14 protein-coding genes are annotated in these 17,137 nt (G+C 69.4%); 9 read left to right on the plus strand and 5 right to left on the minus strand.

Features of this window, described 5'->3' with window-relative positions; translation table 11 throughout:
* The first annotated feature begins 8 nt into the window (after positions 1-8).
* On the plus strand, positions 9-791 hold the full coding sequence (locus PV646_RS11720) for a hypothetical protein (protein WP_500341439.1): 783 nt from the start codon (positions 9-11) through the stop codon (positions 789-791).
* Positions 792-1,363: 572 nt separating this feature from the next.
* Positions 1,364-2,260 carry a KPN_02809 family neutral zinc metallopeptidase gene (gene ypfJ / locus PV646_RS11725; protein WP_500341440.1) on the plus strand — a complete coding sequence of 299 codons (897 nt, stop codon included), beginning with the start codon at positions 1,364-1,366 and terminating at the stop codon, positions 2,258-2,260.
* Here ypfJ and PV646_RS11730 read toward each other — a convergent pair.
* The 4 genes from PV646_RS11730 to PV646_RS11745 form a co-directional block, all read right to left on the minus strand.
* Positions 2,257-3,651 carry a M28 family peptidase gene (locus PV646_RS11730; RefSeq protein ID WP_500341441.1) on the minus strand — a complete coding sequence of 465 codons (1,395 nt, stop codon included), beginning with the start codon at positions 3,649-3,651 and terminating at the stop codon, positions 2,257-2,259. The two genes, ypfJ and PV646_RS11730, sit on opposite strands and share 4 nt — an antisense overlap.
* A gap of 56 nt (positions 3,652-3,707) precedes the next feature.
* Entirely contained in the window at positions 3,708-4,415 is a 708-nt protein-coding gene (locus PV646_RS11735) for a class I SAM-dependent methyltransferase (protein WP_500341442.1), read from the minus strand.
* Positions 4,416-4,573: 158 nt separating this feature from the next.
* Positions 4,574-4,984, minus strand: coding sequence for a VOC family protein (locus tag PV646_RS11740; RefSeq protein ID WP_500341443.1), 411 nt, complete (start codon positions 4,982-4,984; stop codon positions 4,574-4,576).
* A 10-nt stretch (positions 4,985-4,994) separates the two neighbouring features.
* On the minus strand, positions 4,995-5,414 hold the full coding sequence (locus PV646_RS11745; RefSeq protein ID WP_500342365.1) for a helix-turn-helix transcriptional regulator: 420 nt from the start codon (positions 5,412-5,414) through the stop codon (positions 4,995-4,997).
* Between the two features lie 252 nt (positions 5,415-5,666).
* Here PV646_RS11745 and PV646_RS11750 point away from each other — a divergent pair, with 252 nt between their 5' ends.
* The 3 genes from PV646_RS11750 (at position 5,667) to PV646_RS11760 (ending at position 12,575) form a co-directional block, all read left to right on the plus strand.
* Positions 5,667-8,261 carry an SdrD B-like domain-containing protein gene (locus PV646_RS11750; RefSeq protein WP_500341444.1) on the plus strand — a complete coding sequence of 865 codons (2,595 nt, stop codon included), beginning with the start codon at positions 5,667-5,669 and terminating at the stop codon, positions 8,259-8,261.
* Positions 8,262-8,501: 240 nt separating this feature from the next.
* Positions 8,502-11,702: a hypothetical protein gene (locus tag PV646_RS11755; RefSeq protein WP_500341445.1), complete on the plus strand. Its 3,201-nt coding sequence runs from the start codon at positions 8,502-8,504 to the stop codon at positions 11,700-11,702.
* A gap of 120 nt (positions 11,703-11,822) precedes the next feature.
* Complete coding sequence (locus tag PV646_RS11760) at positions 11,823-12,575, plus strand: sulfite exporter TauE/SafE family protein (RefSeq protein WP_500341446.1); 753 nt, start codon at positions 11,823-11,825, stop codon at positions 12,573-12,575.
* Between the two features lie 3 nt (positions 12,576-12,578).
* Here the strand turns inward: PV646_RS11760 and hisC are convergent, their stop codons facing one another.
* Entirely contained in the window at positions 12,579-13,655 is a 1,077-nt protein-coding gene (gene hisC / locus PV646_RS11765) for a histidinol-phosphate transaminase (protein WP_500342366.1), read from the minus strand.
* A gap of 67 nt (positions 13,656-13,722) precedes the next feature.
* On the opposite strand from hisC, the gene PV646_RS11770 reads away from it, so the two are divergent.
* From PV646_RS11770 to PV646_RS11785, 4 genes are all read left to right on the plus strand, one after another.
* Positions 13,723-14,364 (plus strand): dienelactone hydrolase family protein, encoded by a 642-nt coding sequence (locus tag PV646_RS11770; RefSeq protein WP_500341447.1) that lies wholly within the window; start codon positions 13,723-13,725, stop codon positions 14,362-14,364.
* A gap of 135 nt (positions 14,365-14,499) precedes the next feature.
* The gene (locus PV646_RS11775) at positions 14,500-15,054 is read left to right on the plus strand and encodes a hypothetical protein (RefSeq protein ID WP_500341448.1); all 555 of its coding nucleotides are present in this window, start codon (positions 14,500-14,502) and stop codon (positions 15,052-15,054) included.
* Entirely contained in the window at positions 15,051-16,322 is a 1,272-nt protein-coding gene (locus PV646_RS11780; RefSeq protein ID WP_500341449.1) for a PPE domain-containing protein, read from the plus strand. Before PV646_RS11775 ends, PV646_RS11780 begins: the two co-directional genes overlap by 4 nt.
* Positions 16,319-17,074, plus strand: a complete 756-nt coding sequence (locus PV646_RS11785; RefSeq protein ID WP_500341450.1) for an ESX secretion-associated protein EspG — start codon at positions 16,319-16,321, stop codon at positions 17,072-17,074. The genes PV646_RS11780 and PV646_RS11785 overlap by 4 nt, the downstream gene beginning before the upstream one ends.
* Positions 17,075-17,137: the final 63 nt, after the last annotated feature.

A 17,137-nucleotide genomic window follows, 5' to 3' on the forward strand; every position in this document is an offset into this window, starting at 1 on the left:
GAACAGTCATGCGCAAGAACCTCAACCGCACCATGTCCGCCGCTCTGCTCACCGGTGGCCTGATGGTCGCCACCGCCGGCTGGGCACAGGCCGTCCCGGTGCCGCTCAACGTCGACGAGGAGGTCCGCGTCGGCAACCTCGTCAGCGTCCCGGTCAAGGTCTGCGGCAACGCGATCAACGTGCTGGGCAACAGCGACGCCACGTGCGAGGAGAAGCCCGCCGAGCGCGTCCAGGCCGACAAGGCACTCGTCTCCGCGCCCGTCACGGTCTGCGGCAACTCGGTCGGCGTCGCCGGCGGTGGCACCGGCAGCTGCGGCGAGACCAAGCCGGAGCAGCCCAACGGCACCGTCGAGGCCCCCGTGACCGTCTGCGGCACCGCCGCGGGCGTGCTCGGCACCGCGAGCGGCGACTGCGGCAAGACCGAGACCCCCGAGCAGCCGGGTGAGCAGCCGGAGCAGCCGGGCGAGAACCCGGAGCAGCCCGGTGAGAACCCGGAGCAGCCGGGCACCGAGAACCCCGGCAACGAGACCCCGGGCAACCAGAACCCCGGCAACGGCAACCCCGGAGGCGGCGACGACGGGGACGCCGACAACGGCGGTGGCACCACGGGCGACGACTCCGGCGCCGGCACCCCGAAGACCGGCGACAAGGCCTCGCAGCGCGCCTCGGCGGTCATCCCGAACCTCTCGCGGACCGGCGCCGACCCGCTCGAGTTCCTGCTGGTGGGCTTCGGCCTGATGACCGCGGGCGTGATGGCCCGACGCGGTGCACGTCGCGTCACGAAGGCCTGATCAACAAATCCTGATCATTTCTCACAATCGCCCGGCGAGAGATTCTCTCGCCGGGCGATTGCTGTCTGCAGTGTCGATCTCCGCAGGTCACCCGTCCGACTTCACCAATTCAGGTTTGGCGTGAGGTGTTGAGAAATGGGCTGATCAAGCGCATAGTCGATAACGAGCTGGCAACCGGAAGGTGAATGAACTAGACCACCGGAAGCCACGCCCAGAAGGGGTAGGTGGTGCTGTGCAGGTATCTCCTCGCTGTGGCGAAACGCGGTCTGTCGCATCCCCGCGAGCGGATCGGACGTGAACGGTCCGAGCGCGACTGTGTAGCGACGGACACGAGGTTTCGGGTGCCCAGGCGCCGTCAGGCGTCGCTCGGTGCACTTCGACGCTGTTGAGCTCGGCTTCGGTGTCGTCTCATGGCGTCACCGGCTGAGCGCCACGCCAACCTTCGTGGGCCGTAGTCGTCACTTCCAAATGGGAAAGCCTTGGTGCGGTGCCCCGACGTCGGGCTCCGCACCAAGGCATGTTTCGTGCTTTATCGTTTGCGGCACCCATGGGGTCCTTGGCAGGAGGATGCGGTGCAGTTCAACGAAGGCGCGGAACTCGACACTTCTCAGGTTTCGGACCAACGAGGCTCAGGCGGCAGGGTCGCGGGCGTCGGTGGTGGCCTCGGCGTGGTCGGCCTGATCATCTACTTCCTGTTCCAGCAGTTCACCGGCATCCAGCTGCCCGCGGGCGGTCTGGAGGGCCTGGGCACCAACACCCAGGTCGAGTCCGGCCAGCTGCTCGACAAGTGCAAGACGGGCGCCGACGCGAACCGTGACAGCGACTGCCGGGTCCTGGCCACGATCAACTCGATCCAGGGCTTCTGGACCGACCAGTTCGCCCGCTCGGGCAACACCTACCAGGTCACCAAGACCAACTTCTTCCGCAACAGCGTGAGCACCCGCTGCGGCAACGCCTCCTCCGCGGTCGGCCCGTTCTACTGCCCCGCGGACTCCCAGGTGTACATCGACCTGGACTTCTTCAACGAGCTGCGCACCAAGTTCGGCGCGACCGGCGGCCCGTTCGTCGAGGCCTACGTGCTCGCCCACGAGTACGGCCACCACGTGCAGAACCTGCTCGGCACGTCCGACCGAGTGGGTCAGGAGACCGGCCCCACCTCGGGTTCGGTGCGTCTCGAGCTCCAGGCCGACTGCTACGCGGGTGCCTGGAGCAAGGCCGCGACGACGGTTCCGTCTTCCAACGGTCAGCCCCTCATCTCGAACATCACCCAGGAGGACGTCGACGCGGCACTGGACGCGGCGAGTCGCATCGGTGACGACTTCATCCAGCGCGAACTGGGCGGCGGCCGGGTCGACACGACCAAGTTCAGCCACGGCAGCTCGGAGCAGCGCAAGAAGTGGTTCACGACCGGGTTGCAGACGGGCGACCCCGCCCGCTGCAACACGTTCGACACGAACAACCTGGGCTAACGCAGCGATGCCCGTTCCACGCGGGACGGGACGCCGTTCACCCCCTCGGTGGTGATGGCGTACGAGGCGATGACATGGGCCGCAGCGGAAACGTTGCGGCCCATTGCTTCGCGGTTGATGTTGCCGAGGTTGTCGCACGCGCGGTGGTAGCAGGGATCCATCTCCATCCCCGCCGTGCCGCCCCACTTCGCGGCCTGCGCCACGGTCTTGACCTCGCCGCCGCCGGAGATGATGCCGCCCGCCGGGATGCCGAGCGCGGTGAACGAGCCGTAGTCGCTGGCACCCCGCACGTTCAGGCCCTCGGGACCGAGGTTCCGGGCCGTGTAGAAGTCGCTGAACGCCTTCTCGATGTGCGTCGACCCGTACGGCAGGCCGGGGTCGTTGTAGACGAAGTAGCCGGGGTTGGGCGAGCCGACCATGTCGAAGTTCAGGTACAGCGCGATGTCGAGTTGCTGCTCGAACGACAGCCCCGACGCGTAGGCACGCGAGCCGATCAGCCCGGCCTCCTCCGCACCCCACCACGTGAAGCGCACGGCGTTGGGCAGCTTGGGCCGCGAGCCCATCTTCACCGCCACCTCCAGCAGCGCCGCGGATCCCGACCCGTTGTCGTTCAGGCCGGGACCGGTGTCGACGCTGTCGAGGTGCGCGCCGGCCATGACGACGTTGTCGGTACGTCCGGTGCGCGTCTGGGCGACGACGTTGCGGTCGAGGTGGACCTCGTCGTGGTGGCGCAGGTCGAGCGTCACGGTCTGGCCGGCCAGCGCGGCGAGCGCGGTGCCGTCGGCCTTCGAGGTGCTGCCGCCGGGGACCGTGCCGGGGATGCGCAGGTCCAGGTGGCCGTCGACGTTGTTGGAGATGATCACGGCCGCCGCGCCCGCGTTCACCGCGTTGGCGTACTTGGAGACGAACGTGCAGGTACCGCGCCGGATCAGCGCCACGGCACCCTTGAAGTCCTGCCCGGCGAAGTCACTCGCCTCGCAACCGGGCGTGCCGTCCTCCGGCACCGCCCGCAACGGCGCGACGAGACCGCCGTCCGGGGTGTTCGGGGTGTCGCCGAACGGCACGAGCGCGTGCGACGCCCCGCCCACGACGGCCAGGCCCGCGTCGTCGATCTTCCGCCGCACCTCGAACTCCGGTGTGGTCACGTCGAACCCGGCGTCGCGCAGCCGCCCGGCCACGTAGTCGACGCTGGCCGCGTAACCGCCGGTCGTCGCGGCGCGGTTGCCGCCGTGGGTGTCGGCGATGCGCTGGAACGCGATCAGGTGCCGGTGGGCACCTTCCGCACTCACCCGTGCGGCGAGGTCGCGGGCGGGGTCGGTGGCTGCGCTCGCTGTGGAGCCGAGCAGCACCAGGGACGAGGCCAGGGCTGTTACCGCGGTGATGGCACGCATGACCCCGACCTTGGCCCAGGTGGTCGTGAGAGCGCTACCACCCGGGCCAAGTGAGATCAGCGGCGTGCCACGGCGAGCAACCGGTGGCTGCCCACGCGGAAGGCGCTTCCGTCGACGTCGCCGTACAGCGCGACCGAGGAGAACCCGGCGTCGTTCAGCATCCGGGTCAGCTCAGCCGCCGTGTACACGTGCTGGACGCAGGCCGACCGCTGCGTCCGCTCCCCGTCCGAGAACGTGAAGTCGATCAGCAGCCGCCCCGAGGCGACGTCGTAGGTGTTGACGGCGACCATCTCGACGCCGCCCGCCGTCATGCGGATCTCGCCCGGCAGCGAGGGCAGCAAGGACTCAGCCGTGCAGCCGTAGTCGAGGACCAGCACCGGCGCGACCCCGGCCAGCTCCCGCAGGAACCGCTGCGAGCCGGCGTGGTCGAGGTAACCGAAGCTGTTGCCCAGGCACACGGCCAGGTCGGCCGTCACGCCGAACGAGCCCAGCGACGCGACGTCGCCCTGCCGCCAGTCGAGAGAGGGAGCCAGCGCACGGGCGTGCGCGATGGCCTCCTCCGAGATGTCGATGCCCGTGACCTCGTAGCCGCGACGGGCCAGCTCGATGCTGTGCCTGCCGCTGCCGCACGGCGCGTCCAGGACGCGCGGCCCGGTGTCGAGGCCGACGAGGAAGTCGACCTCGACCGAGGTCTGCGAGGGCTGGACCGCACCACGCCAGAAACCGTTGGCGAGATCGGTGAAGAAAGAGGTGTACCAACTCAAGGTGGAGCTCCTGGTGATCGCGAGGAACAGAACGCGAGAGTCACCGGGTACTGCGAAGGCACCCGGTGTGTCCGGGGCTGCCCATGGCATCGACCTTGTCTCTGAAGAACGCTTGGTGGCACCACTGAAGCACGTCGAAGCGAAGGCGCAAAACGGTTTTACGGCTGGGAACGCGGCGTCGAGAAGCGGATCATGTTGCCGGACGGGTCGCGGAACGCGCAGTCGCGCACGCCGTAGAACTGGTCGATCGGCTCCTGCAACACCTCGGCCCCGGCCGCGCGGACCTGCTCGAACTTCGCGTCGACGTCGCCGAGCTCGAAGATGACGCCCTGGAACGATCCCTTGGCCAGCAACGCGTGCAGCGCCTCGTGGTCGGTCGGCGGGATCGGCGGGCCGATGAGGGACAGGCCGATCTCGACGTCGGGCTGCTCGGCCGGACCGACGGTGAGCCAGCGATAACCGTCCTCGATGGTGACGTCCGTGCGCACTTCGAGGCCGACGACGTCGCGATAGAACTTCAGCGCGATGTCCTGGTCGTGGACGAAGAGGAACGTGTGCGAAAGCTTCATGGCCGAAACCCTAGGGACGCTGCGACCGCGTCGCTTCTCGAAACCTGCTCGGTCGCGTCAGCCCCATCAGATGGCATCCCGGCACCGCGGCCAGCGCGTCGTGGGCACGCGCCCGGTAGGCCGACGGCGTCTCGCCGACCAGTTCGGTGAACCGCGCGGAGAACGAGCCGAGCGAGGTGCAGCCGACCTCGACGCACACCTCCGTCACCGACAGCGTGCCCAGCCGCAGCAACGCCTTGGCGCGCTCGATCCGCCGGGTCATCAGGTAGCCGTACGGGGTCTCGCCGTAGGCCGCGCGGAACTGGCGGGCGAAGTGCGACGGCGACATCAGCGCGGCGCGGGCCATCGCGGGCACGTCCAGCGGCCGGGCGTACTCGCGGTCCATCAGGTCACGCGCCCGGCGCAGGTGCGCCAGGTCCTCCGGTGTCACGGAGAACAGCATGCCACCGACTCCAGCGCAGAGAAGTGCCCGCGTTGCTCACGCTTTCCGGGCGCTCTCGGTTGCCCGTTCCGGAGAAAAGATTCGTCCCTTTTTCGCCCTCCTCCCGGCCCTTTCGCGGTGTCTTCGAACTGCGGTACTTTCCGAACGTCCGACGGGTGTGCGCGGGGGCTCTGACATCGGCGGACGGCACCATCACTGCGGGCTCGGGGGGAGCCGTTGTCCGGTAGGAATGTCACTCGGGTGGCACTGAGGATCGGTGTTCTGACCACCGTCACCGCGCTGTTCTTCAGCACGGCGAGCGCCGGCGCTTTCGCGCAGGACGATCCGTCGAGTGCACCGCCGACGACGGCGGCGACCACGACGACGACCACGACACCACCGGCGTCCACGGCGCCACCGAGCAGCGAACCGCCACCACCGCCACCACCGCCGGTCGTGGCACCCGCGGCGGTCACCGGGCACATCGCCGGCGTCGTCTACGTCGACAGGAACGGCAACCGCAAGCAGGACCAGGACGAGGCCGCCTCCGACGTCGGTCTCATGATCACCGGCAACGGCGCCGAGCACCGGACGACCACCGACGCCGACGGCAAGTTCGGCTTCCGGGACCTCGCGCCCGGCGCCTACAAGGCGATGTACTTCCTTGAAGACCAGTGGACCGTGCACGTCGTCAACGTCGACGGTGACCCGATCAAGGTCGAGCCGAACAAGACGGCCCAGGTCGTCGCACGCGGGGAGCGGCCGTACACGGAGCAGTTCTCGGTGAGCGCGACCCTCGACCGCGACAGCTACCGCATGCCGGCGACCGCGACGGTCACCCTGGTCCTCACCAACCACACCGCCAACAAGATCAGCAACATCCGGGCCCGGTGTGACCACCAGAGTTCCCCGAAGGCGCTCGGCAACGGCAAGAACTGGAACGCGCTGACGACCAACGGCGTCTCGCTCGCACCCGGTGAGCGGCGGTCGATCACGGTGGACGAGGAGGTCCCGGAGGGCGCGGGCCGGGCGGGCATCGTCACGCTCGACTGCAAGTTCGCGCCGAACCCGGACCTGAACCTCGGCCCGTGGGCGCGAACCACGGCGAAGGTCACCAGCAGCACCAACTACGCGATGGTCGTCGGCGAGGACAAGAACGCCGACGACCTCATCGGCCCGGACGAGGTCGTCAGCGGCGTCAAGGTCGTGCTGCTGAACGAGCAGACCGGCCTCCGCGCCTCCGAGGGCACGAGCGGCGCGGACGGCAGGATCGAGTTCTTCAACGTCGTGGCGGGCACGTACCGCGCCGTCGTCCTCGGCCCGTGGGGGTTCCGCGACGCCGGCCAGGAACGGGTGGTGGTCACCGAACAGGGGGGCTTCGGCCAGGGCTTCCTGAAGCAGATGAGCCCGGCGGACGTTCGTGTCTCCATCAAGCTCGACAAGCAGCGGTACGAGGCGCACGAGACGGTCGGCGTGGAGCTGACGCTCACGAACGTGGGCGGCCGCGCAGCCGAGCAGGTCGGGTTGTCGAACATGCTCACCGAACTCGACGTTCCCGAAGAGCAGTGGGGCGACTTCGCGCGGCGAGCCGGCATCCGGCTCGCCGCCGGGCAGTCCCGCACGTTCACCGTCTCGGGCCGGATCGAGACCCTGGTGGACGGCAGGCTGGTCCTCGCCGGCAAGGTGAGCTACCTCGGCCGGCCGGACAACGACGACGGCAGTTTCCACGCCGAGGCCGAGGTGGTGGAGACCCGCGGTGACGTGGTCGGCGTGGTCTACACCGACAAGAACGGCAACGGGCAGCAGGACGACGGCGAGGCCGCGCCCGGTGTCCTGGTGGAAGCCAGCGGAGGCACGTCGCACGACTACTACACCGCCACGACGGACGCCAACGGCGGCTTCACCTTCGAGGACGTCTCGTCCGGCGCGTACTGGATCACCTACGAGCTGGCCGACGACTGGATCGTGCACGACGAGGTCAACCCGTCGGCGGTCTGGGTCGAACCGACGGCGCCGACCCGGTTGACGGTGCGCGCGGACCGCCCCTACAGCGAGCTGATCGAAGCGACGATGGTGTTCGGCAAGGACACCTACATGGTCGGCGAGACCGCCGAGGTCGTCATCACGTTGAAGAACGTCACGGCCCGCCGGTTCACCCGAGTCCAGGCGAGGTGCAACCCGCTCGGCCACCAGGACCAGCTCGGCGGCGGCTACCGCAGGGTCACGCCGGAGGGCTGGGGCGACCTCCGCCGGGAGGGTCCCGGTGTGACGCTGGAGCCGGGGGAGTCGAAGACGATCACCGTCACCGAGGCGGTGCCCGCCTACGCGCGCTTCAAGCAACAGGTGGCAGTGGGCTGTTCCTTCGCGCCGAACGCCTACAACGACGGTCCGTGGGCACTCGACATCGCCTCCGTTCTCGTCGGAGTCGGTGCGGTGCAGGGAAGGGTCGCGCACGACCGCAACAAGAACGGCGTCGTCGACCGCGGTGAGGCCCTCACCGGCGTCCGGGTACTGCTGCTCACCGACCGGGAGTACGGGCTGCAGGTCGCGGACACGGTCTCGGGCACCGACGGAACCGTGCGCTTCGACCGGATGCCGACCGGTGAGTTCTGGGCGGGAATCGACGGGGAGTGGAAGTTCGACGGCGAGTCCGGCCGCGTGGAGGTGAAGCTCGACGAGGTCGCGCAACGGGACTTCTTCGTCGTGCCGAACCCGCGTGCCAAGCCGCCGGGCACCGGGAGCACGGGCGGGGCGCTCGCGAAGACGGGTGTCAGCGTGCTCGGGCTCGGCGTGGTCGCCGCGCTCCTCGTGGCGTTCGGCTTCGGCGCTCGTGTCGCCGGCCGTCGCAGGACCTGACCTGCGACCGCGCTTCGGCCGGAACCGTCCAGAGTGGAATGTCAGCCTGAAGAAGTGCCCTTCCCGCACGGCATTTCTTCAGGTATCTTGCCGGGGTCTGCGAGGCGCGTGCGGGGGCTCTGACGCTTCGCGGACCATCACCTTCGGGTTCCTTGGGGGAGTCCTTTGGCGGCGGCATCGTCGTTGAACCGTCTCGGCGTGCTCCCGAACTCCCGACCCGTACCTGCAACTGGGGGATCGATGTCCGACAGACCTGTCAGAAGGGGCCTGCTCAGATTCGCGGCCCTCGGCACCGCCGCCCTGCTGGCGTTCGGCGGCGCCACCACCGGCGCACTCGCGCAGGAGGACCCGAGCACCACCCCGACGACGACGGAGACGGCGGCCCCGCCGACGTCCTCGGACGAGCCGGCGCCGCCCGTGTCGAGCGACCCGTCGGTCCCGCCGCCGGCCGGCGACCCGGCTTCGCCGTCGACCACGACGCCTCCCCAGGAGAACCCGGAGCAGGAGAAGCCGGCCCCGCAGGATCCGGCCCAGCAGGACCCGGACAAGTCGCCCGGCGACACCTCGGCCCCGAGCACGCCAGTGCCCCCGCCCAGCGAGTCCGTGAAGCAGGCCGAGCAGCAGCAGACCGCGCCGGACCTCAAGGTCTCGGTGAAGTTCGACCGCGCCGAGTACTTCCTGGGCGATCCGGTGAGCCTCACGGTGACCGTCCGCAACGAGGGTGACGTGGCGGCGAACCAGATCAGGTTCGCCACCGAGGCCTCTCAGCTGTACCTGACCACGGGCGTCGACGACCTCGTCTCCCGTCCGAGCCTCGCACCCGGCGAGCAGAGGGTGTTCAAGCTCGGCGGCGTGACCCAGTGGACCTTCGGGCGGGCGGCGCTCTCCGTCCGCGCCTGGGTCGAGGGTTCGGTCGACAAGACGCCGAACGACAACACCGCGCTGGCCGAGACGCAGATCGTCAACAACGGCGGCAGGATCAAGGGCGTCCTCTTCGACGACCGCGACGGCGACGGTGTCGCAGACCCCGGCGAGGGCGTCGACGGGTACTCGCTGAGGCTGGTCGGTGGTCCCGCTTCGTACCCCGGCACGTTCTCGGCCTACAACGGCGGCCAGTTCGAGCTGTACAACGTCCCGCCGGCCACCTACCAGGTCCGCTGGAACGCCTATGTCGGCGACCGGGAGCTGACGATCAAGCCGGGCCAGTCCATCACCGTGACGCCGGGCGGGACCACCGAGGTCGCGCTGCAGGTCGCGCCGCCGCTCTCGCGGACGTTGTCGATCACCGGCCACTCGTTCGACAAGACGAAGTACGCCAAGGGCGACCCGATCTCGGTCAGCGTCACGCTGCGCAACAACGGCACGGCGCCGATCACGAACCTCGTCGCCGTCTGCGACCCGGAGAACGACCCGGCGACGCTCGACGGCACCGGCGACGGCTGGGGCGACCTGCGGCCGGACCGCGGCGGCGTCACGATCGTCGCAGGTGAGACGAGGACGTTCACCGTCACCGACACCGTGCCCGACGCCGAGTTCCCGACCGGCAAGGTCTACTTCGCCTGCGCGTTCAGCGCCGACGGCCGCAACACCGACGCGCCCGGCGGCTACCCCGCCTCGAACCCCGGCCTCACCGTCGGCGCGGCCATCGGAGGCATCTACGGCAGCGTGTCCGGGCACCTCCGCGCGAGTGGCTCCGGCATCCCGTCGACCAAGATCGTCGCGTTCGATCCCGCGAACAACAGGATCGTCGGCCAGTCGGTGACCGACTGGACCGGAGCCTGGCGCATCGAGAACCTGCGGCAGGGCAAGGTGGCCTTCCAGGTCATCGGCGCCTACAGGCTGGAGGACGGCAGTGAGCGCCGCCTCGTCGACGTCGTCGCCGAGCAGAACGTCGTCGCCGACCTCACCGTGGTGCAGGGACCCGTCGTGAAGGACCCGACCGTCCACGCGCCGGACCTGAAGGTCGCCGTGTCGTTCGACAAGCCGAGCTACGACATCTCCGACCTGGTGCGGATGACCCTCAAGGTCGAGAACGTCGGCACCGGCGTGGGGCCGGCGCGGAGCTACTGGCACACCAAGTACAACGAGCTCGAGCCGTCCTTCCTCTACCCGGAGCTCCGCAAGTTCCTGGACCCCGAGATCGTGCTGTACCCCGGTGAGTCCAAGCAGATGACCATCAGCGGTCACCTCAAGGACGGTGGCAGCGATCCCGAGAAGCTGCGCAAGACGGTCTACGCGATCGAGGTCGGCTCCTCCGACGCGGACAACAGCAACAACAAGGCCGAGGCGCGGGCGGACGTCACCTGGGGCACCGGCTCGTTCTCGGTCGTCGTCTACGGCGACCGCAACCTGAACGGGCAGCGGGACGCGGGCGAGGAGCTCCCGAACCACAAGCTGTCGATCGGTGGCGGCAAGCCGCACGTGAACAAGACCGGCAGGACCGACGCCTCCGGTCACGCCCGCTTCACCGACCTGCCCGCGGGCACGTTCTGGGCCCAGCAGATCATCGTCGACCCCGAGTCCGATTGGCTCCAGGACGGTCCCCAGAGCGAGCGCACCGGCGTGGTGAACCCCGGTGACGAGGGCACCGCGCAAATGCGGATGGTTCGTCCGCTGTCGGACGAGCTGAAGGCGTCGCTCAAGTTCGACAAGCCGGAGTACCGGGTGGGCGAGCCCGTCGGCGTCTCCGTGTCGATCAAGAACGGCACCACGAAGGCGTTGCAGGTCAAGGCGGACTGCGGTAGCGGCGGCTCCGGCCCGTACCTCGGCAACAGCGGGCCCGAGTGGGGTCAGCTGGCCGCCGATGGTGCCGGCGTGCCGATCGCGGCCGGCCAGACCCTCGACGTCCACGTCACCACCGCGCTGCCCCAGGCGTCGCCGGACCACGGCTACGTCGTCCTCAGCTGCTCGATCGGACCGCAGGGTGGTCTCGGCAACCCGTGGGGGAGCATCAGGAGCAAGGTGCCCGGTGCGACGCACACGTTCACCGGCTTCGTGATGACCGGCGACTGGACGGGCCAGGGTCCGGCTCCGGAGCCGGTGGCGAACACGAAGCTCGTGCTGCTCGACACCGACACCGGCAAGCCCGTCGTCAGCACGGTCACGGACGCCAAGGGCGCGTGGACGTTCCCCGACCTGCCCGTGGGCACCTACGAGCCGCTCGTCGTGGGTCCGTGGAAGGTCGTCGAGTTCGGTGAGGGCCCGCCCTTCGGCAACGTCCGCGGCGAGGAGTGGCCGTCGTACGTCTGGGTCGTGCCCGGTCCTGACGTCGCCGACCCGACCGCCACGTCCGGTGGCGCGGGCGGTGCCGGCCCGTCGGGGATCCTGGCGGCCAAGAACACCGACGCGCTCGCCAACACCGGTGTGGGCGTGCTCGGCCTCGTGCTCTTCGGCGCGTTGCTCGTGATGACGGGTGTGGCGATGAGGCGCAAGGTCGCGTAACCCGAGATCGACGGACGGGCCCGGCACTCACTCCGAGTGCCGGGCCCGTTGTCATGAGCGCCACATCTCGTTGGTCCGAACGGAGTGTTAGCGTCGCGAACCATCGGGTACGGGGGTGACATGTCGGTCTGGGAAATGATCGCGGTGGTGATCGCGGGTGTGTTCGCAGGCGGCATCAACACCGTCGTGGGCAGCGGCACCCTCGTGACGTTCCCGGTGCTGCTCGCCGTCGGCTACCCGCCCGTGGTGGCGAACGTGTCGAACAGCCTCGGCCTCGTGCCCGGCTCGCTGTCCGGCGCATGGGGTTACCGCGAGGAGCTCAAGGGCCAGGCCGACCGGGTCAAGCGGTTGCTGCCCGCGTCCATCCTCGGCGGCATCATCGGTGCGATCCTGCTGGTCACGCTGCCGGACAAGGCGTTCACCGCGATCGTGCCGGTGCTGATCGTGATCGCCCTGGTCCTCGTGGTCATCCAGCCGTGGCTCAACCGCAAGCTCTCGCACCGCCGCAACGAGGACAACGACGGCGGCGTGCTGCTCTGGCTCGGCGTGTTCGGCGCGGGCATCTACGGCGGCTACTTCGGCGCGGCGCAGGGCGTGCTGGTCATGGGCATCATGGGCGTGCTCGTCAGCGAGCACCTGCAGCGGATGAACGCGCTGAAGAACGTGCTCACCGCGTTCGTGAACCTCGTCGCCGGCGTCCTGTTCATCTTCATCGCCGACGTGGCGTGGCTGGTCGTGCTGCTGCTGGCCGTGGGGTCCGTGGTCGGTGGCCAGATCGGCGCGAAGATCGGCCGCAAACTCCCACCCGCCGTCCTGCGCGGCGTCATCGTGGTGGTGGGAGTCGCGGCGATCGTCCAGCTGCTCACCAAGTAGTTCCTAGAGCGTGAAAGCCCTGGCCGCGGCCAGGAACGCGTCGTTCTCGTCCGGCTCGCCGATCGTCACGCGGGCACCCTCGCCCACGAACGCGCGCACCACGACCTTGTGCGCCAGGCAGTGCTCGTTGAACTCCGCCGTGCGCTCGCCCAGCGGCAGCCACACGAAGTTCGCCTGCGTCTCGGGCACGTCGTAGCCCATCGCGAGCAGTTCGCCGCGCACTCGGGTGCGTTCGCCGACGATCGCGCGGCAGCGGACCATCAGCTCGTCCTCGGCGTCCAGCGAGGCCATCGCGGCCACCTGTGCGAGCGCGTTCACCGAGAACGGCACGTAGACCTTGCGCAGCACCTCGGCGACGGCCGGCGGGGCGACCGCGTACCCGATGCGCAGACCCGCGAGGCCGTACGCCTTCGAGAACGTCCGCAGCACGGCGACGTTGTCGTTGCCCGCGGCCCACTGCAGCTTCGCGAGCTCGACGCCGTCCGGGACGTGTGCGTCTTCCACGAACTCCTTGTAGGCCTCGTCGAGCACCACGAGCACGTCGCGCGGCACCTTCGCGATGAACGCCTCGATCTCCTCGGTGCGCAGCGCGGTGCCGGTCGGGTTGTTCGGGTTGCAGACGAAGACCATCCGCGTGTTCGGCGTGATCGCCGCGAGCATCGCGTCCAGGTCGTGGGTGTGCTCCGAGTTCAACGGCACGCGGATCTGCTTCGCGCCCGCCACGTGCGTGACGATCGGGTAGGCCTCGAAGGACCTCCACGCGAACAGCACCTCGTCGTTCTCGCCGCAGGTGGCCTGGACGAGCTGCTGGCACAGGGTCACCGAGCCGCAGCCGATCGCCAGGTGGTCGGCCGGGACGCCGAGCTTGTCTGCCAGCCGTCCGGTGAGTTCGGCAGAGCCCGAGTCGGGGTACCTGTTGATGCCGGTGGCCGCGTCGGCGATCGCTTTGACGACGCTGGGCAGCGGTCCGGCGGACACCTCGTTGCTCGCGAGCTTGATGGCGCCGGGGATGGTCCTGCCGGGCACGTAGGACGGCAGGGACGCCAGGTCAGCACGGGTTCGCACGGTCATGTCACCGATCCTCGCATTGCTCCGTCCGATTGGTCACGTTGACTGGAGTTCACCCCCTCGTGGAAGGGTGGGAAACATGACCACAACCCGCACCGAGACGCTTTCCCTCACCGACGGCCGTGAGCTGCGGGTGACGATCGCCGAACCCGACTCCGCCGTGCGGGGCGGGCTCGTGGTGCTGCACGAGGCCCGGGGCATCACGACGGGCGTCCGCACGCTCGTGAGCAGCCTCGCCGACGAGGGCTGGCTCGCGATAGCGCCGCACCTCTACGACGAGGACCGGGTGCACGGTGCCGACATCAAGGACCAGGTCAGCAAGCTCAACGGCGACCGGCTGCTCGCGGACACGGACGTCGCGTTCGTCTGGCTCGGCCAGCAGGGCGTGAGCGCGGACCAGATGGGCGTCGTCGGGTTCGACATCGGCGGCACCGTCGCCATGGTGGTCGCCGCCAGCCGCTCGATCGGCGCGGCCGTCACCGTCCAGGCGCCCGGCATCCTCGAGCCGCTCTCGGAGGGTCTCCCCGCGCTGGTCGACGTCGCCGCCGACCTCAGCTGCCCGTGGCTCGGCATCTTCGGGGACGACGACTCGGAAGAAGTGAGCAAGCTTCGTGATGCTGTGATCAGCTCCGAAACGGCGTCCGATCTGGTTCGTTTCACCGTTTCGAGTGACGAAGCATGGGTTCGTGCGTTGAACTGGTTCGACGCTCACATGAGGTAAGGGTCTTTCCGGCGGATTGGAACCGAACCGTCCTCCAGGTACATCTAAGGAGTGCTTCGGACGGCTGACTGGGTGTAGCTGCGCGTAACACTCAGTGCTGCGGTGACGAGTTAGCAGTGCAGGGGGTTATGAGGGATGGCTGAAGGCACTGGGACAGGTACCCCGACGACGGGTGCGGCGACGACGGGCACCGTTCCGCCGGCGGAACCACCAGCGGTGACACCGGCGGACACGACGTCGCCCACCGTGACGCTCACGGCTGAGCAGCTGGCGGCGGCGAAACCCGCCCTCCAGCAGCAGATGCTGGTGGACAAGGCGGAGGCGAGCCACGCCGCGGCCAAGCTCGACGAGGCCGCGGACCGGGGCAAGCTGACGCTCGACGTCGAGTCCGCCGACGCGTTGATCAAGGCGGTCGAGACCGCGCGCGACCAGGTGATGGACCTGTGGAAGCGTGCGACCGACCAGCTGGCCACACCGCTGCAGCTGGGGGAGAACCCGGTCGCCAAGGCGATCAGCGCGAGGTTCTCCGACCTGGCCGTCGGCGAGGACTCGGGCGCCGCGAAGGCGTTGCTCGACCTCTTCAAGGTCCTCGACGACATCAGCAACGCACTGCGCCGCAACCGCGACACCATCCGCGACGCCGACGAAGAAGCCGAACAGTCGATGAAGAACGCCGGGGGGTCCTGGTGAGTCAGGGATCGCACGACAACAAGGGCAACGGCGACAAGGACAACAAGTCGTCGCACCACCACAACGACGACAAGTACGACCGCAACGACCTGCACGAGCCGGTCGACTGGATGACGTACAGCCACGAGCAGCTCTACAACATGGTGCACACGGGCGTGAACCTCGCCGGTGCCCAGACCGCCGCCACGAACTGGCAGAAGATCGGCGAGGACATCGCCGGCGTGCGCACGAGCCTGCTCAAGGCCGTCGAGGACTCCTCGGTGGGTTGGGACAGCGAGTCGGCCAGGCTCGCCCGCGGTGGCATCACCGAGGTCACCAACTGGGTCGACGACACCGCGAACTACGCGACGAAGGTCTCGGCCGCGATCACGACCGAGACGAACAACGTCGAGGCCGCACGTGACGCGATGCCGCCGCCTCCCAAGGCCCCCGCACCGCCGGTGCCCACGGACGCGGCACTGCCGCCCAGGCCGGTGCTGCAGGACCGTCTCGCGCAGATCGACCAGGTCGACGGGTTCGCCTCGGCGGGCCTGCGCGACCGCCTGATCGCGCAGAACGGCGGTGAGTTCGCGGGCTTCGAGACCATCGGCACCAGCCCCGTCGACACCCTCGCTGCCAACGACGCCTCGCACCGCCGCGCGGCGGACGTGATGGCGGCGTTCCAGCGCAACTCGGCCGCGGTCGACCAGACCGTGCCCTCGCAGTTCACGCCCCCGGTCAACCCGCTCAACCCCACCCCGACCGGTCCCGACCTCACCAGCCGTACGCCGGGCACGCCCGTGGACGGCACCGCCGGCGGTGGCGCGGGTGCTCCCGTCACGACCGGCACGCAGAACCAGAACCGCGGCACCACGAACGCGTCCTCGCGCTTCGGCGGCGGCGCGGGCGGTGGCCGTGGCGGCGCCGGCGGGTCCGGTGGCTTCGGCGGCGGCATGGCCCGTCCGTTCGGCCCCAACTCCGGCAACCAGGGCGGCGGTGGTGGCGGCGCCGGTGGTGCCCTCACCGGCGGTGGCTCGGCCGGTGTCAGCGAGGGATCACGTGGTGGCGGTGCCGGTGGCGCCGCGGCCGCTGCGTCTGCCGCGCCCGGCAACACGACCAAGGCGTTCCAGAACCCGCTCGCGATGGGTGGCGCGCCGATGGCCGGTGCCCCTGCGGCCGGCGGCGGCCAGAACGACTCCAAGGAACACAAGACGGCGAGCTACCTGGAAGAGGACGACAACGTCTTCGGCCTGGACCGCAAGGCGGCCCCGCCGGTGATCGGTCAGTGAACGAACGCCAGTTCACGGTGAGCTCGCAGGAGTTCTTCCTGCTGTGGCAAGCCGTGCACGGCGAGGACCGCGTCGTGCCGCTCGGCACGCCCCACGTCGGGGCCACCCGAGCGGCGCGGCAGCGTCTCGTCGAGGAGAGCTCGCGAACGTTGCAGGCTCGCCGGCTGGGCACGATCCAGCGGCCGGATCCCGATCTGCGGGCGCTGGTCAGCGGCCTCGGTGAGTTCGACCGCGCACTGGAGATCGCGTACTTCAAGGGCACCGAACTGGCCCGCGGCATCGCCTGCGCGGGCTGGGGCGGTGCCTTCGCCGCTCGGGTGAACGACGACGTGCACCTCTACCCGTTCCACCCGACGTCGCTGGCCTCGGCCACGGTGTCATCGTTGCCAGGCCTCGCGCCGGGCACCGGCCGTGCCGTGAACGTGCGCTGGGACGACTACGTCCGTGCAGGTCAGGCAGGTGAGCAGGAAGGCAAGCAGGCGTTCTTGGACGTGCTGCGCGACGTGGGCATCCGCGAGCCGGAGGCGCACAACCTGATGCGGATCGTCACCTCCCGCATCGGCGGCGGCGAGCTGGGTCTCACGGCCCGCAACCGCGACGGCGTGCCCCGCCCGACCGGACGTTCGGTGTCGTGGCTCGACACCCGCGAGGGCCGCTACCTCCTGCGCAGGCAGGACGGCTGGCTGGTGCTCGCCCCGGCCGACGCCTCCCGCCTGACCAGCGCCGTCGACGAGTTGATCGCGGCGGGATAGTTCCACACCGGCGGGCTACCGCAAGTCCGCCAATCACACATGGACGTGGGGTTGTGCCTCGGT

It is taken from the genome of Streptomyces sp. ID05-26A, from assembly GCF_033794685.1.
Lineage (GTDB): Bacteria > Actinomycetota > Actinomycetes > Mycobacteriales > Pseudonocardiaceae > Lentzea.